This is a genomic window from Mucilaginibacter sp. UR6-11, assembly GCF_020880695.1.
Lineage (GTDB): Bacteria > Bacteroidota > Bacteroidia > Sphingobacteriales > Sphingobacteriaceae > Mucilaginibacter.
In genome coordinates, this window is sequence record NZ_JAJIWO010000001.1 from 151,063 (window position 1) to 172,487 (window position 21,425).

General features: G+C 42.8%; 21 protein-coding genes. 7 read left to right on the forward strand and 14 right to left on the reverse strand.

The window, feature by feature from the left end; genetic code table 11:
* Nucleotides 1–3 precede the first annotated feature (3 nt).
* Together LJ658_RS00715 and LJ658_RS00720 are read right to left on the reverse strand one after the other, a co-directional pair.
* Entirely contained in the window at nucleotides 4–216 is a 213-nt protein-coding gene (locus LJ658_RS00715) for a VF530 family DNA-binding protein (RefSeq protein WP_230544528.1), read from the reverse strand.
* A 10-nt stretch (nucleotides 217–226) separates the two neighbouring features.
* Nucleotides 227–886 (reverse strand): bifunctional 4-hydroxy-2-oxoglutarate aldolase/2-dehydro-3-deoxy-phosphogluconate aldolase, encoded by a 660-nt coding sequence (locus tag LJ658_RS00720; RefSeq protein WP_230544529.1) that lies wholly within the window; start codon nucleotides 884–886, stop codon nucleotides 227–229.
* 178 nt (nucleotides 887–1,064) lie between these two features.
* Between LJ658_RS00720 and LJ658_RS00725 the strand changes: the two genes are divergently transcribed.
* Together LJ658_RS00725 and LJ658_RS00730 are read left to right on the forward strand one after the other, a co-directional pair.
* Nucleotides 1,065–2,078 (forward strand): sugar kinase, encoded by a 1,014-nt coding sequence (locus LJ658_RS00725; RefSeq protein ID WP_230544530.1) that lies wholly within the window; start codon nucleotides 1,065–1,067, stop codon nucleotides 2,076–2,078.
* A 39-nt stretch (nucleotides 2,079–2,117) separates the two neighbouring features.
* On the forward strand, nucleotides 2,118–2,570 hold the full coding sequence (locus LJ658_RS00730) for a YhcH/YjgK/YiaL family protein (protein ID WP_230544531.1): 453 nt from the start codon (nucleotides 2,118–2,120) through the stop codon (nucleotides 2,568–2,570).
* An 86-nt stretch (nucleotides 2,571–2,656) separates the two neighbouring features.
* Here LJ658_RS00730 and uxaC read toward each other — a convergent pair whose 3' ends face one another.
* The 8 genes from uxaC to LJ658_RS00770 form a co-directional block, all read right to left on the reverse strand.
* On the reverse strand, nucleotides 2,657–4,063 hold the full coding sequence (uxaC, locus tag LJ658_RS00735; RefSeq protein ID WP_230544532.1) for a glucuronate isomerase: 1,407 nt from the start codon (nucleotides 4,061–4,063) through the stop codon (nucleotides 2,657–2,659).
* A 71-nt stretch (nucleotides 4,064–4,134) separates the two neighbouring features.
* On the reverse strand, nucleotides 4,135–5,157 hold the full coding sequence (locus LJ658_RS00740) for a hypothetical protein (RefSeq protein ID WP_230544533.1): 1,023 nt from the start codon (nucleotides 5,155–5,157) through the stop codon (nucleotides 4,135–4,137).
* Between the two features lie 16 nt (nucleotides 5,158–5,173).
* Nucleotides 5,174–5,392, reverse strand: a complete 219-nt coding sequence (locus LJ658_RS00745; protein WP_230544534.1) for a hypothetical protein — start codon at nucleotides 5,390–5,392, stop codon at nucleotides 5,174–5,176.
* 53 nt (nucleotides 5,393–5,445) lie between these two features.
* Nucleotides 5,446–6,216, reverse strand: a complete 771-nt coding sequence (locus LJ658_RS00750; RefSeq protein ID WP_230544535.1) for an HAD-IIB family hydrolase — start codon at nucleotides 6,214–6,216, stop codon at nucleotides 5,446–5,448.
* A 9-nt stretch (nucleotides 6,217–6,225) separates the two neighbouring features.
* A complete protein-coding gene (locus LJ658_RS00755; protein ID WP_230544536.1) occupies nucleotides 6,226–7,245 on the reverse strand; it encodes a class I fructose-bisphosphate aldolase in 1,020 nt (339 codons plus the stop codon).
* 100 nt (nucleotides 7,246–7,345) lie between these two features.
* A complete protein-coding gene (locus LJ658_RS00760; RefSeq protein WP_230544537.1) occupies nucleotides 7,346–9,601 on the reverse strand; it encodes a c-type cytochrome in 2,256 nt (751 codons plus the stop codon).
* Between the two features lie 236 nt (nucleotides 9,602–9,837).
* The gene (locus LJ658_RS00765; protein WP_230544538.1) at nucleotides 9,838–10,245 is read right to left on the reverse strand and encodes a c-type cytochrome; all 408 of its coding nucleotides are present in this window, start codon (nucleotides 10,243–10,245) and stop codon (nucleotides 9,838–9,840) included.
* Nucleotides 10,246–11,390: 1,145 nt separating this feature from the next.
* Nucleotides 11,391–12,272 carry a YitT family protein gene (locus tag LJ658_RS00770; protein ID WP_230544539.1) on the reverse strand — a complete coding sequence of 294 codons (882 nt, stop codon included), beginning with the start codon at nucleotides 12,270–12,272 and terminating at the stop codon, nucleotides 11,391–11,393.
* Nucleotides 12,273–12,551: 279 nt separating this feature from the next.
* Here LJ658_RS00770 and LJ658_RS00775 point away from each other — a divergent pair, with 279 nt between their 5' ends.
* The 4 genes from LJ658_RS00775 (at nucleotide 12,552) to LJ658_RS00790 (ending at nucleotide 16,781) form a co-directional block, all read left to right on the forward strand.
* Nucleotides 12,552–13,025: an RNA polymerase sigma factor gene (locus LJ658_RS00775; RefSeq protein ID WP_230544540.1), complete on the forward strand. Its 474-nt coding sequence runs from the start codon at nucleotides 12,552–12,554 to the stop codon at nucleotides 13,023–13,025.
* Nucleotides 13,015–13,506, forward strand: coding sequence for a hypothetical protein (locus LJ658_RS00780; protein WP_230544541.1), 492 nt, complete (start codon nucleotides 13,015–13,017; stop codon nucleotides 13,504–13,506). Before LJ658_RS00775 ends, LJ658_RS00780 begins: the two co-directional genes overlap by 11 nt.
* Before the next feature lie 27 nt (nucleotides 13,507–13,533).
* Entirely contained in the window at nucleotides 13,534–15,138 is a 1,605-nt protein-coding gene (locus LJ658_RS00785; RefSeq protein WP_230544542.1) for a hypothetical protein, read from the forward strand.
* Between the two features lie 101 nt (nucleotides 15,139–15,239).
* Nucleotides 15,240–16,781 carry a DHA2 family efflux MFS transporter permease subunit gene (locus tag LJ658_RS00790; protein ID WP_230544543.1) on the forward strand — a complete coding sequence of 514 codons (1,542 nt, stop codon included), beginning with the start codon at nucleotides 15,240–15,242 and terminating at the stop codon, nucleotides 16,779–16,781.
* 24 nt (nucleotides 16,782–16,805) lie between these two features.
* Here LJ658_RS00790 and LJ658_RS00795 read toward each other — a convergent pair whose 3' ends face one another.
* From LJ658_RS00795 to LJ658_RS00810, 4 genes are all read right to left on the reverse strand, one after another.
* Nucleotides 16,806–17,306: an RICIN domain-containing protein gene (locus tag LJ658_RS00795; RefSeq protein ID WP_230544544.1), complete on the reverse strand. Its 501-nt coding sequence runs from the start codon at nucleotides 17,304–17,306 to the stop codon at nucleotides 16,806–16,808.
* 14 nt (nucleotides 17,307–17,320) lie between these two features.
* Nucleotides 17,321–17,776 carry a DsrE family protein gene (locus tag LJ658_RS00800; protein ID WP_230544545.1) on the reverse strand — a complete coding sequence of 152 codons (456 nt, stop codon included), beginning with the start codon at nucleotides 17,774–17,776 and terminating at the stop codon, nucleotides 17,321–17,323.
* Nucleotides 17,777–17,799: 23 nt separating this feature from the next.
* Nucleotides 17,800–18,705: a c-type cytochrome gene (locus LJ658_RS00805; protein ID WP_230544546.1), complete on the reverse strand. Its 906-nt coding sequence runs from the start codon at nucleotides 18,703–18,705 to the stop codon at nucleotides 17,800–17,802.
* Nucleotides 18,706–18,775: 70 nt separating this feature from the next.
* Nucleotides 18,776–20,167: an alpha-L-fucosidase gene (locus LJ658_RS00810; protein ID WP_230544547.1), complete on the reverse strand. Its 1,392-nt coding sequence runs from the start codon at nucleotides 20,165–20,167 to the stop codon at nucleotides 18,776–18,778.
* Between the two features lie 333 nt (nucleotides 20,168–20,500).
* Between LJ658_RS00810 and LJ658_RS00815 the strand changes: the two genes are divergently transcribed.
* On the forward strand, nucleotides 20,501–21,424 hold the full coding sequence (locus LJ658_RS00815; protein ID WP_230544548.1) for a substrate-binding domain-containing protein: 924 nt from the start codon (nucleotides 20,501–20,503) through the stop codon (nucleotides 21,422–21,424).
* The last annotated feature ends 1 nt before the right edge of the window (nucleotide 21,425 follow it).

Genomic DNA, 21,425 nt, shown 5'->3' on the forward strand with positions numbered 1-21,425 from the left:
GATCTACTTACCTTTTAAATACAGCTCTTCAACTTTCTTCCTGGCCCATTCTGTCTTGCGTAAAAACTTAAGGCTTGATTTAATACTCGGATCTTCCAGAAAACAATTGATACGGATACGATAACCCAACTCGGGCCAGCCATATTTGGTAACCAGCTCATTAAGTATGCTCTCCAGTGTTTTACCGTGAAGAGGGTTATTCGGTTGATCCGGCATGGGTGTATTTTTATCTGCTTGCATTTACAATCGCGATAGCTTGTTTGGTGGCTTCGGTTAATTCTTTGTATTGTTTGCCATCCATAACTGCGTTACTGATTAGCTGGCTCCCCATGCCCACCGCGCAAACGCCGGCCTTAAACCAGCCGCCGATGCTTTCTTTGGTTAATTCTACACCACCCGTAGGCATAAACAACAGGTTAGGGAACAGTGTTTTGATACCCGACAAAAACGTGGGCCCCAATATATTGCCGGGGAACAGCTTAATAATTTTAGCGCCCAGTTGCTCTGCTTTAATGATCTCGGTTGGTGTCATGCAACCCGGCAACCAAAGGATTTTGCTTTTATCTGCTACCGCGATAGCATCCTCCACCAATCCCGGGCTGATGATATAATCGGCGCCGGCATCTATAAAAGCTTGCGCGTTTGCGGCATCTTTTATGGTGCCTACCCCCAGGTACATGCCGCCCAGTTCTTTATCACAAACTTCGCGCAGTCTGGCAAAGTTTTTAAGGGCCGCTTCGCCGCGGTTGGTATATTCAATTGTTTTGATACCGGCTGCATATAACGCGTGTAAAATAGCGACGCTAACCTCGGCATCTTTATTAAAATACAAGGGCAAAATACCCTGTGCGGGTATCAGTTTTAAAATAGCGTCTTTCTTATCCATTTAACTCAACAATTGAATGGTAAATGTAGAAAAGAATATTCATACGATGCATCACCGATTAATATTAACGCCCCGGATGGCGCCCGTTTTACTGATAAAAGCCTTTATAATTAGTCAGCTTTAATGTACTTTTGGTTACTTCGGTTAAAAACCAGTCCTCATAAACAGCACAATAACAATGTCAAAAAAAGTTGTCACACTCGGAGAAATAATGATGCGGTTATCCACCCCTGATTATAAAAGATTTGTACAAACCGAAAGTTTTGACATTACCTACGGCGGCGGCGAAGCCAATGTGGCGGCGGCGCTTTGCAACTACGGGTTAAACGGCGTATTTATCAGCAAAGTGCCTGATAATGCGCTGGGGCAATCTGCCATCAACCATCTGCGCCGCTACGGGGTTGATACGCAATTTATAGCACGTGGCGGCAAACGCCTGGGCCTGTATTTTTTAGAACCGGGGGTGTCCATGCGGGCGTCGCAGGTCATATATGACCGCGCTGAGGCCGCTATAACTGAGGCCGATATCAGCGAGTTTGATTTTGATCAGATATTTGCGGGTACAGATTGGTTCCATACCTCAGGCATCACCCCTGCCCTTAGCGATAAGGCTGCGGCGCTTACTTTAGCTGCGTTAAAAGCCGCAAAAGCCAAGGGCATAACTACCAGCCTTGACCTCAACTACCGTAAAAAACTATGGAGCGCAGAAAAAGCGCGCGAGGTGCTGACCAAACTTTGCCCGTATGTTGATATTTGTATCGGGCCAGATGCTACTTTAGGCTTCCATACCGGCGATACCGATGTAAACCTGGCCGACTTAAAGCTGGCCGACTATCAACATGTTTTTGAGCAGGTGAAAGCTAAATACGGCTTTAAATATATCGCCTCAACTTTAAGACAGAGCCATAGCGCGTCTGACAACCGGGTTAGCGCTGCAATATATGACGGCGAAAAAATCCATCATACCAAACAGTACGATGTACGCATAGTCGACCGCGTGGGTGCCGGCGATTCGTTTGCCGGCGGATTGATCTATGGCCTGATTACCGGCTTAAGTGCAGCCGGTGCGGCCGAATTTGGCGCTGCGGCATCAGCTTTAAAACATACTATCCCTGGGGATATGAACCATGCCACCGTAGCCGAAATTGAGCTGCTGGTTAAAGGTGACGGATCTGGAAAAATACAACGATGACTTAAGTGGCCTACCGGCTTTGGAGAACAAATATAAATTATGATAATAGATACCCTGACAAACGCCGGGCAATATTACGGCCTGCATAAAAACTTTAAAACTGCTTTTGAATACCTTAATTCAACCGAACTAACCGGGTTAGCCGACGGGGTGATTGAGATTGCTGACGGGGTTAAAGTTATCGTATCCAATAACGATACCCGCACTGCCGAAGTCGCAGTTAAAACCTTTGAGTGCCATAATCAAAATATAGATATCCAGGTTTTGATCCGAGGTAATGAAGCCATGGGCTGGAAACCACGCAAGGATTGCAAAAATGTAGTGAGCCCATACAGCGCAGAGAAGGACTATATGTTTTTTCACGAGCAGGCAGATACCTTTTTTTCATTACAGGAAGGGCAGTTTGTGATCTTCTTTCCGGAGGATGTACATGCGCCGTTGATTGGCGATGGGGTGATCAAGAAGTTGGTAGTAAAGATTAGGATAGATTAATTAACCGTAGAGACGCAATGTCTTGCGTCTCCATGCACAATAACAACAGCATCCCGAGACGCAAAACATTGCGTCTCTACAACGGGTTATTCATAAAACCCAAAATACCCCCGGGCATTATTGTAGCAAATATCCTGTACTATCTTGCCGGTCCATTCAATATCATTAGGCAACTCGCCGTTTTCAATATCGGTAGCTAACAGATTACAGAGTATCCTTCGGAAATATTCATGCCTCGGAAACGACATAAAGCTGCGCGAATCGGTAAGCATGCCCACCAGTTTGCTCAATAAACCAATGTTTGACAACGAATTTAGCTGATCTATCATGCCCTGCTTTTGATCCATGAACCACCAGCCAGATCCAAACTGGATCTTACCCGCTACCGAGCCGTCGTTAAAATTACCTGTCATAGCGGCAAACAGATCATTGTTAACAGGGTTGCTGTTATAAATAATGGTTTTTGCCAGCCGGTCATCCGTATCCAGCTTGTCCAGGAACCTCGACAAACTTTTACCATGCGCAAAGTCTCCTATTGAATCCCAACCGGTGTCGGGGCCTAAAGTCGCCAGTCCGCGGCTGTTATTGTTACGCAAAGCGCCCAGATGATATTGTTGTACCCAGCCTTTTTCATGATCCCATAAAGCAAACTGGTACAGCAGGGCTGATTTAAATTTTAGGTTTTCATCGGCCGAGATAGCTTCATTGCTTCTTATCTTTATAAAGATCGCCTTAACTTCGGTAGTGGTATAATCAACCGCATAGATATGGTCTAAACCATGGTCTGACAGTTTACTGCCGTTGGCGGCAAAGTAATCATGTCGGTTCTTTAAAGCGGATAAATAACTATCCAGGTCATTAATAGCCCTGTTCTCAACTTTTTCGAGTTGATCTATGTACGAATTTAGCGCGGCGATGTTATCTGCATTCATCGCTTTATCGGGCCTGAACGAGGGCAATACTTTTACGCCAAAATCATCCTGTTTTATTTTTTGATGATGGGCCAGGTTATCCAGCGGATCATCAGTAGTGCCTACTACCTCAACCTTAAACCGTTTTAATAAGCTGCGTACGCTATATTCGGGCGACTGCAGCTTTTCGGCACACTCGTCATAGATCTTTTTTGCCGTAGCCGGGGATAAAATTTCTTTTATTCCGAAATAACGCTGCAATTCTAAATGGGTCCAATGGTATAATGGGTTGCGCAGCGTGTACGGAACGGTTGCTGCCCATTTTTCAAACTTCTCCCAATCAGTTTTATTACCGGTAACATAAGCCTCATTTACGCCATTGGCCCGCATGGCGCGCCATTTATAATGATCGCCGTTTAACCAAATGCGGGTAAGGTTGGCAAACTGCTTGTCTGCGGCAATTTCATCGGCCGGCAAATGGCAGTGATAATCAATAACCGGCATCGACTTTGCATAGTCATGATATAGTTTCTGAGCAGTTTTGCTTTCCAGTAAAAAGTCGTCGTCGAGAAAATCCTTCATCCTTCGGTTATGATTTGCAAAGCGCAATTATACTTTTTATAACCTGTTTTATCAACTTTAAAAAGTATAAACTATGCTATCGATTGCGCAGATTTATTGGCTAATAACTCTGTAACCAGCGCCGACAAACTAACTGAAGCGCAGGCTATAATATCATCGCCCGCGCCATAGTAAATATATAAGCTATCGCCAAACAAGGCACTGCCTGTAGGGAAGCAAACATTATCCACATCGCCCGCCAGCTCATATTCCTGGTCAGGCTTAAATAACGGGTAAGGTAACCTGGCTATCTCCACTTTGGGATCATCCAGCTCAAATAATGCCGCACAGGCCGAATATTCATATCCCTCATCTAAATATTGTACACCGTGATAAATAATCAGCCAACCCTGTTCAGTTTCAATCGGCGGGCAGCCGCCGCCCACGTAGTTTACTTCATGCTTATATTTGGAGGTTATCAATACGTTATCCTTTAAATGGGTAAGGTAATCCTCCCAATAACTTTGGTTTAAATCGCTTAAATTATCAACTGCTGCTATTTGGATATCTGGCTTAATGCGGTGTAAAAAGGTTAATTTTCCGTTTATTCTCCGCGGAAAAAACATGAGGTCCTTATCCATCATAATGGTATCGGGCCCGCTATAATCCTGCCGGTACCTTTTAATGATGCCGCTGTTATTTTTTGCCAGTTTATCAAACTCGCTGCACTTTACCTGCGGCACTATAATACCGTGTTTGGTAAAATGCCGGAGATCAGCCGAGGTTGCCACCGCACCCAGCGCGTCATCGTCGTTAAAAGCTATATAGGTTAAATAATAGGTATCGTCTATTTTAACAATCCGCGGATCCTCCATCCCGTGTTTTTCATAATCAAATTCAGGCGACAGCAACGGCGCGGTTAACCTTTCGGCAACTTTTAGAGGGCCCGTCAACCTGCAATAACCCACTGATGAGAAATTACCATGCCGTACGGCCCTGTAAAGAAGATGGACATTATCGCCTTCTTTTATTACCGCGGGGTTCAAAACACCTTCATTTTCGAAATCAAGGTTGGTGATCTCTAAAACCACGCCTTCTTTTTTAACTGTTATCATTAATCCCGAAAACAGCTTAGTTCGATTTCTTTGAGGTAGCCACAACTACGATCCCGCCAATTAACAATATCCCGCCCAGGTATGGGGGCCAGTTAACCGTTTTTTGCCTGTCGGCAGATATTTGTATCGGGCCGGCGTCAATTACCTTTTCCTTTTTGGTATAAGTAAATCCGGTCCAGATTATCATTATAGCGCCAAGGATAATAAGTATGATTCCGATAAGTTTAGTATTCATGATGGTATGTTTGTTATACTAATGTTGTATAATGAAAAATTGTTTGAACAAGGTTAAAACGAGTTATCATATTTACCTTTTGTATCCAGGCAGGCTATAATACCTTCAATCACACGTTTGGTTTCGTTAGGGTCCTTGATACAAACCGAAGCAACACCGGTTTCCCTGGCGGGATAATCATTCCCCCCCGGAAATATGGCATCGCCAATAAAGATCATTTCTCTTTTTTTAATATTTAATATCTCTTTAAGCTTTTTGATCCCATACGCCTTATCAATGCCGGGCTTCGTAATATCCACAGAGGTGGTACCACCCAAATTTACTGAAAACTCGGGTATGGTTTTACCTAATACGGTCTGTATCTTTTTGCGTTTGGCGAAGCCGGGATCCCAAGCTTTTTTAGCTTCAAGCGGCGCCTCCTGCCCCAGTGCCGAAAAAGTTATCTGGCTGCCGCGGTCTTCAATTTGGTCGCCCCAGGTTCTTTCGGGTTTAAAGCCCTGCTGCTCGACAGCGGCATTTAAAGAGGCAATGATCTTCTTTTTTTCCTCAGCGGTAAAATCCTCCGAGTAAAGTTTTTTCCAGCCTGATTTATACTGGTAAAACTTGGTGCCGCAGGTAGGCAATATAAAGAGATTTTTAAATGATTTTTTATTGGTGAGGTTAGATAACACCTGCTTTTCAAACTGGGGCCAGTCTCCGCCTGATATGATGGCTACTTTAACAATATCTATTAAAGCATTTAATATTTTTATCATTTCCCTGTCAATGGGCGCTTTACTTTCGGCAAGCGTACCATCCAGATCAAATACAACTAGTTTTTTCATGTTGGCAAGTTAATTATCAATGTCTACACTATATTGCCCGGCACGGGCGGCACTTGCCATACTTGCTCTGAAATAAAGCATGTCCTGCGCGGCTTTTACGTTTTCATCTTTCCCCTTCCATAGCTCCAACGCAGGCTGTTGCAATGCCCGGGCAAATGAGAAGGTAAGGGGCCAGGGTAATTTATCGTCAAACTTTACATGCATGGCATGTAAATGCCTGGCAGCTTCTTGCGGCGATTGCCCGCCGGATAAAAAAGCAACTCCGCCAACCTCAGGCGGCACCGATGCTAAAAGACAATTAACTGTGGCGGTAGCCACTTCATCAGTACTTTTTTGTACCGGGCAGTCTTTGCCGGCAATCACCATATTGGGTTTTAAGATCAAACCCGGCAGGTAAACACCCTCTGCCTGCAATTGGGTAAATAGGACTTTTATGGTTTTCTCAGTTACCTCATAGCACCTTTCAATCGTATGATCGCCATCCATTAATACTTCGGGTTCAACTATCGGTACAATATCAGCCTGCTGGCATAGCAGGGCATAGCGTGCCAACAGCTTTGTATTGGCGGCAATGTTTTCATCAGATGGAATACCCTCTCCAATGGTAATTACCGCACGCCATTTGGCAAAACGCGCACCCAAACCATAATAATTATTTAAGCGTTCGGTAAGCCCGTCTAATCCCCGGGTAATTTTTTCTTTGGGATGCCCGGGCATTTCAACCGTACCTTCATCTACCTTAATGCCGGGGATGATGCCTGCACGGTGCAATACATCCATAAACAATACCTGGTCATCTGTAGACTGATAAACGGTTTCATCAAACAAAATAGCGCCACTTATATACTCGCCTAAATTTGGCGTAGTAACAATTAGCTGGCGATATTTACGGCGATATTCTTCAGTCTGCGGGATCCCGGCTTCCTGAAAGCGTTTATTACAAGTCGGCAGGCTTTCATCCATTGCCAGCAGGCCTTTATCGCCGGCCATTAAGGCTGTTGTTGTTTGTTGTAATTCTTCCGTATTCATGTTGTTTACAACAACCGGTGCCCCCAATTGTGTTTAATTTCAACGTCAAAAAAAGGGACTAACCCGGCCGGGCAGTCCCCTTTTTATCTTAACCGGTAAATTACCGGTTATTCAATACCGGTTTTGTGGTATTTAACTCTTCCATAGTATAAGATGTCGTCCTGCCGTTGGTAGCATCCCTTATTTTTTGAACATCATCAGGCAGCACCACGCGGCCCTTGTTGCCAAAATCACTGCGGATGTAGCTCAGTACAGAAGCGATATAATTATTATCATTGCCGCCCAATGCAGGCATGGCGTCATTATAAGTTGTTCCCCTGATGGGCCCGTGTAAACCATGCAATAAAATCCTGACAAGTTTTTCGGGCGAGTTAGCATTGACATCCGGGTTGCCCGCCAATGCCGGCGCCGTAAGTTCTGTTCCGCCTGATAAGATGCCCTTGCCGTCACCACCGTGGCAGGTAAAACATAATTGCTTAAATATTAGCTGACCCCGTGCAACCAGTTTTGCACCTTGCTCGTTCATTAATTTTTGTCTTGCCAGCTGCTCGGCCCTCGCTCTTATTTTATTCTCATAAACACGCTGAGAGGTAGTAAGCGCCGGGTCATCCGGATAATTTTTGATCAGGTCTGCAATAATTGCTTTTGATTTGGCCGAATTAACAAAACGCATAGACAGCAACAGCTGGAAACGCACGTCTGCACTTGGGTCGTTTTCCATTTTTGCCAGCAGATCAATCGCCTGGTTATCTTTTTTCATAAAGTCCTCACCTATCCACACCGTAGTTTTACGTACTTCGGCATCTTTATCTTTTAAGGCGGTAGCAAAAGTTTCGGCGTCCATGGCATCTAAACCATTCAGGGTCCATAACGCGTGGATCCGGGCCAGCTGGCCGCCATTAACGGCAAGGGCCTTTAAAGCCGGGACCACTGATTTATCGCCCCTAAGCACCAACAGCTTTTGGGCGTTATCACGCCACCAGCCGTTTAGGCTGTTTAAGTGATCAACCAACTGTGCGCTGGTTTCTTCCAGCATGTGCGGTTTCTCTTTTGATATTTTATAATCATCGTGCACCAGCCGAAATATGCGGCCGCGGCCAATATTCTTTTCCAATCCTTTTTGCTGGATTTTAGGGCGCAGGTAGCTATCGGCTTTTGTCCATTCGCTTTCCTGTATAATGCCATGGTACATATCTACAATATACATACATCCATCCGGACCGGTAATGGTGTTAACCGGCCTGAAGTTTAAATCGGTAGATGCTAAAAACTCTGATTTATCATAAGCGTTCCTCAAAGTGATCTTACCGTTAGTATTGGTGACCTTACTTCTGCGAATCAGCCTGCCAACCGGCTCGCATATAAAAAGGTCGCCCCTCATATCAGCCGGTAATTTATCCCCTCTGAATATCGACTGCCCATTGCTTGCCGTGAAATGATTAAGCGTACTGTCAGGTAAACGAAGGCGCCCAAGGCCACCCTGTACGTCCGGCGTAGTGACGATCGGCCATACCGGGATAAAATCTTTATCATAGCGGTCGCCAAAGTCAAACTGCCCGTAATGAACGTTTTGTTGAAACATATAGGCAGGATCTTCGCCCCCTGCTGACGAGTAAAACAACCTTCCATAGTCATCATTACCCATGCCCCATTGCCCTGCAGTGCCTTCTACCAGTGTATCAGGGATAACTTTATCCCCTTTAACCGTAAACCTGACAGGGTCATAAGTTAAATATAAACGATTATCCAGATTCCAGATCAAACCACTTTTTTGATGTTCAAGGTTATTGGTATTGGTGCCATTATTCTCATATGCCAGCCAATTTTTGTCGGCTACGCCGTCGCCATTGGTATCCTGGAAACAATAAACGCTGTTTGACCACGTTTGGCTAACCAGCAAACGGCCTTTATCAAGCGGTTGCAGCGTACGTGGTAACAGTAAATTATCGGCAAATACGGTCATTTTATCCATAACGCCATCGCCGTTGGTATCTTCAAGCAGTTTTATCTTACAGGTTGCATCACGTTCATGACTGCCGCTAACATCCAGCATGTAAGTATTTAACTCGGCAACATACATACGGGCATCGCCATCCCAGGCAATGGCAACGGGCTGGCTAACCATAGGTTCGCTGGCCACCAGTTGCAGGTGATAGCCCGGCGGCATATAAATATGCTTCATTTCCTCAACGGGAGATTTTGGTGTGGGATCGGGATGCATGTCAACCAATATCCTGCCCGCCGCGTCGCGCTGCACCGGGTATTGGGTAACATATTGCTGTACCGATTTACAGGTGTAAAACAACACGGTTGACGCGCATAGTACACCTAATAATAATTGGTAATTTTTCTTCATAATTAAGGTTTATAATATTTTAACATGGCACAGCCTGTAACACCCCAACTTATAACAGTTAAAGTATTGCAAACAATTAAATATTAGCCGGCTTAGGTTTATTATTGGTTATAATCTTAAAAGCCGGTATAGTAATCTATATAAATATTGATTGCTATACCGGCTGGTATGTTTTATTATGATTTATATAAAGTTAGTGCACATTGGTTAAATGCAGTAAACCTTATGGTGGTGTTTTATTTAACCGATAAAATGTATTGTACCATTTTTTTGATATCAGCCGGTGGTACTGACGGGTGCGCAGACATTGGTACCTCGCCCCATACGCCGCTACCGCCTGCTATTACTTTTTGAGTAAGTTTTTCATAATTCTCTGCATTTGCAGGATATTTTTTTGCAACGTCTTTATAAGCAGGGCCTACAATTTTAACGTCAACTTTATGGCAGCTTAAGCAATCATTTTTAGCAAGCAATTGTTTTCCCTGTTCAAGGGTAACAGCGCTAACTTTACCTGCCGCAGCGGTAGTTGTAGTCTTTTTAACAACTGTGGTTGTCCTGGTAGATTTTTTAACAACTGTTTGCGCAAAAGAATTTACGGCACACGTTGCTATAACAAAGGCAGTCAAGATAGTAATCTTCTTCATGGTGGTATTAGTATATTATTATTAATTGATTTACTTGTACGACTTATTATTGGGCAAGAGGTTTAAACAAGCGTAAATTACACATTGCTTTGGGTCTGTTGAATAATCAGTAGCGAAACAAAGTTAATTACTTTGCCTTCAAAATCAATAGCTGCAATATATTAAAATCAAACCTTTTTTAGTGGGCTTATTGTAAAAATAACACTTATTGTTAAAAACATATACAAAATGGTCATTTTTAGGCTTATAGGTACATTGGAGTTGTACAAACTTCATTTATTTCAAACAGACAGGCGGCCCGGTTTGTAGTATCATTGTTACCAAAAACGGCAAAAAAACAAAAAGGGACAGCTAATGCCATCCCTTATTATAAACAGAACCCCACAGGGGTTCAATTATTTAGTTTGCTCTTCTTGATTCAGCTTTTTTTGCCTGATACGCTAAAGGAACGATAATGGCAGCTAATAATGCAACAACTTCTAATACTACTAACATGGTGTTTGGGTTTTAATGTTTATTTAAATGATTAATATCTCTTTTAGAATGTAATTGTTTCTTTCTGATCACCCGATAATTAACGACTTATAAGAAAGAACAAATTGCGTTCTCCATACTGCACCCGTCACAAAATATGCCATAAAATTTCCGGGGTATCAGCCGGCTAAAAAGCTGATTTCTGAAATCATCCGATTAAAAAAAACAGAATTAAATGTCAGATTTTATCCAAATAATATTTGCCTTTTAAAATCTTCCTTAAAAAAAACTACGTTGCTGAAAAACAAAAAAAATATTTTTTGGAGAAAAAACCGAAACAGCCCGAAAAAACACTGACAAATGAAAAAAATAGGATTTTAAAGACCCTGTAACCGTTAAAAAAGGATAAAAAACCCTTCAGTGACTAAAAAAAGCCGGGCAAAATCCTAATTTGGCGACAAAAATTAGTTTCCGGGCTTCTATTCTATCCACCTTAAGAAAGTAAAAAAAATTAAACGACATTTTGTCACAAAAATGACACGACTGCCAAATACTGACAAAATATCCGGAAAAAGCACTGTCAAAGGCCTGAAAAAGCTAAGCAAAGGCCGTTTACAGCCAAAAATCCCGAAAAACAGCCTATGCCAAAATTATATTATGATTATTATACGTTAATGGTCTAACGGTTGCCGTTTTATTAATCCGCCCCTTACTTCTGATACGGAATTGGTAACAATGAAAGCCGTCGGGTCTATCTGTTGTACGCGGGCTACCAGTCTTTGTACCTCAAGCCGGGTTATTACGGTTACGATAATATCAACCTGTTTATCGACAATTTCTGTTTTACCAAATCCGCGTTCGCCCTTGTAAATGGTGACTCCCCGATGCAGGTGCCGCATAATTACGTTCTTTATCAGTTCGCTCTTGGGCGATACAATAGTTACCGAAGTAAATTCATCAAACCCCTGAACTATGTAATTGATGGTTTGCGTAGCGGCCAGGTAAGTGAGAATTGAATACAATGCCGACTCGATACCTAAAAAAAATGCGGCAACACCAAATATAAATATATTGATAACCAGGATGATCTGCCCTATTGATAAGACCGACCTTGGGTTGATGTAGACTGCCAGCAATTCGGTGCCATCAATAACGCTGCCGCCGCGCATGGCTAACCCGATACCCGTACCCAGGAAAAATCCGCCAAAAACAGCGGTGAGCAATTTATCATTAGTAACCAGCGGGAAGCTGACAAAATACAATATCAGCGACAGCAACGTAATGGCAACCAATGTTTTGATAGCAAAAAGCTTATCAATACGCTTATACCCCAACCATATAAATGGTATATTAATAACCAAAATAAGGATAGATATTGGCCAACCGGTTATAGAACTTATTAAAAGCGATATACCGGTTACACCGCCATCTATAAATTCATTGGGAATTAAAAATCCTTTCAGGCCAAATGCAGCGCTGGCTATGCCAACGGCAATCATGATTATGCGGCTAATTTCTATACGGCGATACGCCTGTTTCCTGGTCAGCGTCATATGGGTTTAGTATTTGTTTTTTTCTTAACGGATGTTTTCGAGATAAAATACATCTTTTTATTTGAAAACGCTATATCCAGTTTATCTGATCACCACTGTTGATTATTGGTGTCTATTAATCAACAATAGTGATTTAGCAAAAGTTAACTATAGCATGTTAATGATTGCTCGCTTCGGCCAAATAATTTACAATTACAATAAGTGCCAAAGTTTGTATATTTTTAGAAACTGTCTAACTATTATAACTTTTGGGAAGGATTTCTGGTATAGGAAATAATTATGGTAAAACAGGATCGGGCATTATTACAAACTAAACCCTTAAGCGTCTATACTTTATATGATGCTTATGCAGGCATGTTACTAGGTTACATTTTTGAAGTTGTTAAAGATAAAAAACTGGCCGAAGAATACCTGGTAAGAACTTTTAGCAATGTCGCAAAGCAATTCAACAAGATAAATTGGGATGAAACCAATAACTGGTGCCTTTTGCAACGATTTGCAAAAAGCGAATTAAGCACATTTAACGACACATCAAAAAACCCGCTGGCAGCGGTTATTAAAAAGCCAAAAGCTGAGCCTCCTAATAAATACCTCGATCAAATGACCGATGAGCAGCGGTTTATTTTTTGCAATATTTATTATAGCAGCAAAACCACGGCACAACTTGCTAAAGAGATAGGCAAATCTGAAGGTCTGATAAAGCAATTATTAAAAGAAGCTTTTGCCGTTATAAGAAAATCAAATGGAAATTAAAAAATACATAGAAAGTGGGGTCCTGGAGTCCTATGTATTAGGTTCGGCGTCTGAAGCGGAAACGCGCGAGTTGCTTCAACTAAAAAAGCAATTCCCCGAGATACAGGACGCCTTATTTGAATTAGAAACAGATCTGGAACGCATTGCCCGGGATATGGCCATTGTACCGCCGCCTGGCTTGCTTACCAAAATTGAAGATAATATTAAAGCACTGGCTAACAGACCCGATACCCTGCCTCAGACAAAAGAGCATACAGGCGGTGGTAAACAGGCTGACAAAGACAACCACTTTATTGAAGTTGAGTCGGCGTCAAGCCACATGCGGATACACAAAGCCTGGCGATGGGTATTTGCAGCGGTATTTGTATTGAGTAAAATATTTTTGATAGCATCCATTTATTACTATCTGGAGAACCGACACGCGCAAGCACAAATTGAACAGTTAAAAACAGAACTAAACAGATACCATACGCCACATTAATTAACCCAGGCCTGCACAATTAAAATAATGAAGAATAGTAAGCTAAAAAATATTCTTTATGCCGCCCTCCTCATTTATACTGCAATAAGCGTTGCAGTAGTTGTCGTTTCATTAAAAAATGCCAACTGGGATCCGGCTTTGACACTCAAAATGACGGATAACGCTTATAAAAACATTCCGTTTAATCATTATGAGCACCCCGCGCCCGCTAATTTGGATAAAGATGAAACTGAATTTGTAACCTGGTGGTCGCCCGGACAATTTGCATTGCCCTTATTAATTGAAAAATGCTTTAACCTAAAGCTGATAATAGCATTAAAAATACTGACCTTGCTTTGCCTGTTTGTATCGGGCTTTGGCATTTATAAACTATACCGCGAGCTTATTGGGGATAAAACAGGCCGGACTGAATCCGGAACGCCTGCTATGGTGTTAGCGTTATTACTGTTCACTATTATCCAGCCATTCTTTTTTTTAAATCTATTTGTTTATGATGGCGGCGGTATCCTGATGCTGGCTTATTGCCCATGGTTTATTTATTGGGTAATAAAATCCAACCCTATTAATATTCCCAATTTACTGTTATTGCTGCTCCTGGCTTTTATCGGCTTCTTTCTAAAAACAGCGTTTACCAGTATTTTCGCCGGGGCCCTGTTCTATTTATTTCTTATAAACTGCCTGCCTCCTAAAACAACCTTCAGAAATTTTAATTTAAAAAAAATAATTCTGGGTGGTATCTACCTGGGCCTGGTTTTTATGATTTATGTGGTGGCTACAAAAGTTTTGTTCCTGGATCATAACACCAATATCAGCAATTCTTCACCGGGCATAAGGATGCAGCCAAGAATTATCGTTTTTCCGGTTATTGCCCCTGTACTCGGCCTATTTGTGTTGGGGACGTTCAACAAAACGCTCTATTGGCTGATCAGCTTTATTTTCGTCGTCCCGCTTTATTATTTTATGCTTAAAAGCCCTAAAATTAATCATACTTATAAATGTGCGTTAATTGGCTTCACCGGTATTTGCATTGCTTTTTATTCAATGTTATATTTTATTAATGTTGATGTTTCTTATGAACTGAGGCATTACGTCATTATAACGATTTTAATTACACCAGCTTTCTTTCTGACCTTTTGGCGCCGGACAATGTACCGGTATATCCTGTTAAGCGTTATGGGATTATACGCTGCTTTTAATTTATTCGGCTACGCAAAAACTATTATTGGCAGCCGTAAAGACAAAAGTGCGTTTGGCTATTACAGCGGACTAGCGCTGGCCTACCCTGCCGATCTGATCAACAAGATACACAGCCTGGACAGCATGAATAACAAAGGCAGGGATATTTTCTATCTTACCAATTCGAACCCGGAGGTGGCCCTCGAAATAAAGCATAACAGGGTATTACTTGAGGACAACTATCTTAACTTCCACTTTAATAATAAGGGCCGGTTTAACAAAACACTTTATTATGGCCAAAATTCCGGCGAAATTTATGTGATCTACCCCATCGCCCATTTTAAAACAGACTCCATAAAGTATCTCACTCGGTTTGAGAAATACAAAAAATTTGAAACTATCTATAAAACCAAAGGTTTCGTTATTTTAAAGGCGCTTTACACTCCAAGTCTGTAAAACAAAGTAATTGATATAGGAACAAATCATTATTGATTATCTGCTTTTTTAGCTAACTTACTTAGTGAAACCCGTATTATAATACCACGTAAACTCAAACCATGTCAACAGTAGCACTTAACAGCAGGGCTGGTAAATGGATAATGGTTTCGGCTATTTTGGCATCGGCCATGGCATTTATTGACGCTACTGCGCTCAATGTTGTTTTACCATCATTACAACAAAGCCTGAAAGCTACCGGCGCCGATCTGTTTTGGATATTAAACGCTTACTTGTTAATGCTGGCATCGCTTATTTTGATAGGCGGCGCAATGGGCGATAAACTGGGGCGGAGGAAAGTGTTTATGGCCGGCATATTTATTTTTATTACCGGATCTGCGGCTTGCGGGCTATCAGGCAGCGTTTTGCTGCTAGTAAGCTGCAGGGTTATACAGGGAATTGGCGGCGCGTTAATGATCCCCGGAAGCTTATCACTTATTTCATCGTCTATCAATGACAAAGAACGCGGTAAAGCTATCGGCACTTGGTCGGCTTTTACAACGGTGGTAACCATGGGCGGGCCGGTGCTGGGCGGCGCCCTGGCCGATGCCGGATTATGGCGGTACATATTTTTCATCAATGTTCCGTTTGGGATAGCCGCCCTGCTTATGCTTGCGTTTAAAGTAACTGAAATAAAAGACGAGGATAATAAAGCCGGGCTTGATTTCCCGGGGGCAATTACCATTGCACTCGGGCTGGCATTAATAACGTTCGGATTTCTGCGGATACCGGCGGTCGGACTGTATAACATTCAGGCTGTCGGGTCACTGGCAGCCGGTATTGTTTTCCTGCTTGTATTTATCCGGCTTGAAATGAAAAGTAACAATCCAATGATGCCGCTTAAACTGTTTACAAATGCTACGTTTAGCGGCGCAAATTTGCTTACTTTTTTCCTTTATGCCGGGTTAGGCGCAGGCATGTTGTTTTTATCACTCAACCTTGTCCAGATACAGGGCTATAGTCAATTACAGTCGGGCCTCACGTTTTTACCATTTACTGTTTTAATGATAACGATAGCCCGTTTTGCAGGCAGCCTGGCAGACAAACATGGGCCGCGCCTGTTTTTAATCGTCGGCCCGGCTACGGCCGGGTTGGGTTTACTCCTACTGTCATTTGTTAAACAAACCACCGGGCCGGCCGAATATTGGACCACTTTCTTCCCGGGTGTGCTGGTGTTGGGTTTGGGGATGTCTTTTACGGTGGCCCCGCTTACCGCAGCCGTAATGGCGTCAGTAAGTGATCATTTTTCGGGCACCGCATCGGGCGTTAATAATGCGATGACCCGCATTTCGGGCGTTTTTGCTAACGCGATATTTGGAGCACTGGCAGTATTATTTTTTTCGGGAGCGTTACAAAAGCAAATACAGACAATGCCGTTAAGCACTGTTCAACGGCAGCAGATCATGCAACAGGCAATTAACCTGGGCAACGCCAAAGTACCCGCAATTATTACAAACGCCCATAAGCAAACTGTTGAAAATGCCTATCATGCCGGGTTTATAGCTGCTTACGCTAATATTATGCGCATATCAGCGGCACTTGGCTTTTTGGGCGCGTTAATGGCTTTAATTTTTATTAAAAACAAAGAAACCGGGCCGGCTTAGAATATAATCACCACTCAGTGACTTTTACATGGTAGGCGCCTGCTCATAAATAGTCCACAGTTGGTCTGGCGTGTTTTTCTTTGCCGCTAATATTATGGCAGAGTTTAGTGCTCCTTGGCTATCGGCAGGCGTAACATACAGCTCTGTTCCTTTTAATTTAATAAGATAAGTGGCTTTCTTAACCAATATAAATTCATATTGCTGCCGGGTATCGCCGGGCACCAGGGGCTGTTCATCAAACGGCACATCGGCTCCTGCCGGCTTTACCGGCTGAAAAGTTTTATGCGTAAGTAAATTTTGCAGCTGGTAAGTATTTGCATCGGTCTTTTTAAAGTTCCAGGTCATGCATTTCCAGTTTTCGGGGTAATAGGCTACCAATGGAGTACCATTTTTTGAGCCGGCATCCTTCACCCGCAAAAGCATGCCGGTTTGCACATTTTTAATTGCATAGTTGCCCCTGATATCCTGCGCAGCAACAAAGACAGTGAAGCTTACAAAAGCAATAAACAACAGTATCTTTTTCATGACTAATTTATTTGTTACGGGTGTACAATTGTCCAGCCTTCGCCGCCGCGAAGTATAATTTCGCCATTACCACTGGGTACATAACCTATAAAATCAAACAAGGTAGCCTTGTCTATATTTCTTTCGCGAACAGTATTTTCACACTGAGCTAATATTACACCTTTTTTTTGCAGCGCCAACAGCGTTTCCTGGTAAGGGCTTTCTTTTTTAAACATGTCTACTCCGTCAGCGAAGGCAACCAGTTCAATGGTAACTTTACCTTTAAGGCGCGGGTCCTCTACTGCGTTGTTAATATTGCGCAGTGTCATTTTTATCTTTTTAGGATCAGCCTCATCAACAAAATATAAAGCTTTATAATTCGCCTTTGTCGCAACAGCGCCCTTAAAATCAGCATTGCCGGTTTGCGCCATTGCCGGTTTTAATGATACAATTAACACCAGGACGGTAAAGTATTTAATCAGATTTTTCATAATGGTAGTTTATAATGGTAAAGTTATGTTTTTTTAATTATTGATTTTTGAAGGTCTGCAATAGGTTTATACGGCCCGAACTTATGCTGCTGTTCGCTAAATTTATCAGCATAGGGCCCAAACGGAAAATCCACAGGCTTCCTGCGCTGGTCTTTCCAATCCTGATGCTGATCAAAGTGCGGGCGCGGTTGTGAGTTTACAAATGCCGCAACGTTCCAGGCCTCCTCATCGCTTAACTGAGGTTTTTTGTACGTGGTGCCAAAGGGCATATTACTTTTCACAAAAGCTGCAAAAGTGATTATGCGGTACAAACCGGCCCCATCGTTGTAACTATTGGGTCCCCACAATGGCGGATAGATATATGCTATTTTATCTGCCGAAACCAGGCCCTGGCCATTAGCGCCATGGCAAGCCTGGCATTTTTGCATAAACACCGTTTCACCCTTTAACGGACTAGCCGCCCGTTGCATATAGGCCAGCTTTAGCACACTGCTGCCTGCCGGTTTTTGCCCTTTTGGCACATTCTTACCCAACCACCTAATATAGGCAACCATCGCTTTCATTTCGCGGCTGGTGGTATCAAGCGGTTTACCGTTTAGGCTTCGTTGTAAGCAACCATTAATTCGCCCGGCTACTGACATTACGTTGCCGGTACGCGGCATATATTGCGGATAATTAGCTGCCGTAGCAATCAGGTTTAACCCGTAAAACTTCGTTCCGGCGTCGTTATGGCAGTTTTGGCAATTCATGCCGTTGGTTAGGTGTGCAACCTTACCGTTTGGCCCAAGATAGTATGCCGTACGCACTATCAGGTCTTTGCCGTATAATATTTCTGCAGTTATTTTCGGAGATGGTGCCTGGCTTAACGACTGCACAGTGATTAACCCGCCTGTCAGAATAACAATAATAAATAAAGACTGCCTCATCATTTAAAAGCAAATAAACAAAAAAAAGCCAATAACCCGGGGTTATTGGCTTTTTCCTGTCAGCGGCCGAAACCTAACGCTGCTCGTTATAAACCTGAAACTCTGCAATTGAAGGCGTATTTTCCGATCCTAAAATTTGCATTCTTATTTTGTTAGCCCAGATGCGGTTAAAGCGGTGCACCTTTATCCTGCCTGTTTTTTCGCCGTCAAGAATAGGTTTCCATGCCCCGCCGGCAAAATATTCCAGTTTATATTTGTTTATATTTGCTTTACTTTCGGCGATCACGATGGTATTAAGCCCTGTTTCGCGTTTAAAGCTGATTTCATACCAGGGTTGTTTTACAGCCGGGTTTGACATCCATGAGGTACCAAAATTATCGTCGTTGGCAAAATCACTTATGTTCATATCGTCGCTCCAGCTTGAGTTAGCCGGCGCGTTTTTCGCCAGGTTTGACGATATGATCGGCGCATCGATATCCCCGATTGGTGCGACCGGGCCTTCGTTTTTCCATATTTTACCAATGGCGGCAAGGCCCGCCAGCGCATTATCATCAAAAAGCCCGTCGCGGTTTGGCGCTACATTCAATATAAAATTACAACGGTCATTATTCAGGGTGATTAACTGATCATTAACCAATTTAGCGGCATCTTTAACCGGCGTTGAAGGGAAATCTGTTTTCCAGAACCAGGAGCTTTGTATAGGCAGGCACGCTAATGACGGCATATAGTTGCTCTCTTTTTGCATACGCTGGCCAGCGCCCATTTCATAAGTTTTAATATCGGTATAGTACAATCCCTGGCCAGGATACTTGGCACCATTCAAATCCATCAACAAACAATCAGGCTGTAATTTTTTCACCAGGTGATAAATATCCTCAAAAGGTACATCATCATAGGATATTCTTGACCAGGGCGCGTCCCAGCCATCAATAATCAAAGCTTCAATTTTTCCATATTTGGTAAGTAACTCCGTTATCTGGGTTTTTATCATCTCGATATGGCTTGGCTGTATTTGGTTAGGGCGCAGTTTATGATGCGTATCCAGTATTGAATAATACAGCATCACCTTTAAGCCGTTTGCCCTAAATGCGTCGACATACTCTTTCACAACATCCCTTTTCAAAGGGCTGTTCATTACGTTATAGTCAGTACTTTTCGTATCCCAGATACAAAAACCGCTATGGTGCTTGGTAGTTAAGCAGCCATAGGTCATATGTGCTGATTTTGCGGCTTTGGCCCACTGGTCGCAGTTTAATTTTGTAGGATTAAACAATGCCGGCGACGCTTCCGGATCGGGCCAGTCGGCATCCATATAGGTCGGGATGTTAAAGTGGATAAACATGCCGAAGCGCAGATCAACAAACTGTTGTTGCAATTGCTTTAAATGCTTTGCATCCTGTGCAAAAACAGACGAAATACCAAACAAGGTAAGCAGCAATAGCAGTTGTAATTTTTTAATAACCATCTTAATTAATTATATGTAACAGAAAAGAGTTTTTATAATAACGGATTACAAATAAAGCATTTGTTTGACGCGCAAAATTTTGCGTTATAAGCTATTTATTAAGCGATATTGTAAAAATCGGCACCAAATAAAAGACAAAACGCACATTAAGCTGAATTTTACCCATTGCAATATAACCTATTTTTAAAACTGATTTACCGTTTTAAAATCGCAGATGCCATATTAAATATTTTTCGCCCGTCGTTTCGCTCCGGCTTTTGGCCCCGAAATAAGGTTACTTTTTGGTGTTCTCCAAGTTACCGCCTACATTTGGCGGGTTTACACATCATCATCATGTCAGCATTAAAAAACAGAATAGCCGCCACGCTTGGGCTGGTCATAGCGACATTAACAGTAAAAGCCCAGGATCATCGCTTTGATCCGCCCTGGAACACGCCGCCGCAAAGTGCGGTGATGTTTACCGTAGCCGGAATGGATAACGTGCCGGATTTGTTTGGCGATATTAATGACCCGCAACTGGTTATATTTTTTGCGGGCAACCAGTTTATGTGTGTTGATGATCTGCTTGCTGCTTTTAAAACTCAATATCCGCAGTACCAGCGCATTTTTGCCGAAACGCTGCCGCCGGGAATACTTGCAAGGCAAATTGAAGGCGGCTCGGTTACCATTGGTAACATGCGCATTACTTTAAAGCCCGATGTATATACCGCCGGAAAAAGCGCAATAGACAAAATGATGCCCCTGTTTACAAAAACCGAACCTTATGCCAGTAATCGTTTGGCGATTATGGTACAGAAGGGCAACCCAAAAAAGATTAAGGGCCTGGCTGACCTCGGGAAAAAGGACGTCAGGGTAAGCATGCCCAACCTTGAGTTTGAGGGTATAGGTAAACAAATTGAAGAAGCCTACGTAAAGGCAGGCGGCGAAGCCCTGCGCAAGCAAATTTTGGAAGATAAGGTAAAAAATAACACCACCTATTTTACCCGGGTTCATCACCGCGAATCGCCAATGCGGATCTTGTATGGACAAAGCGACGCGGCGCCGGTTTGGTATACCGAAGCATATTATCAGCAGATGATTAAAAACCCGGTTGATTTGATTGAGATCCCTGCTGACAAAAATGTTGGCGCCAATTATATAGCAGCGCAATTAAAGGCGGCCCCGCATGAGCAGGCGGCCAAAGATTTCATGGATTTTTTATTAAGCCCGGCCGCAAAAGCTATTTATAAAAAATACGGCTTTGGTGTAAATAATTAAA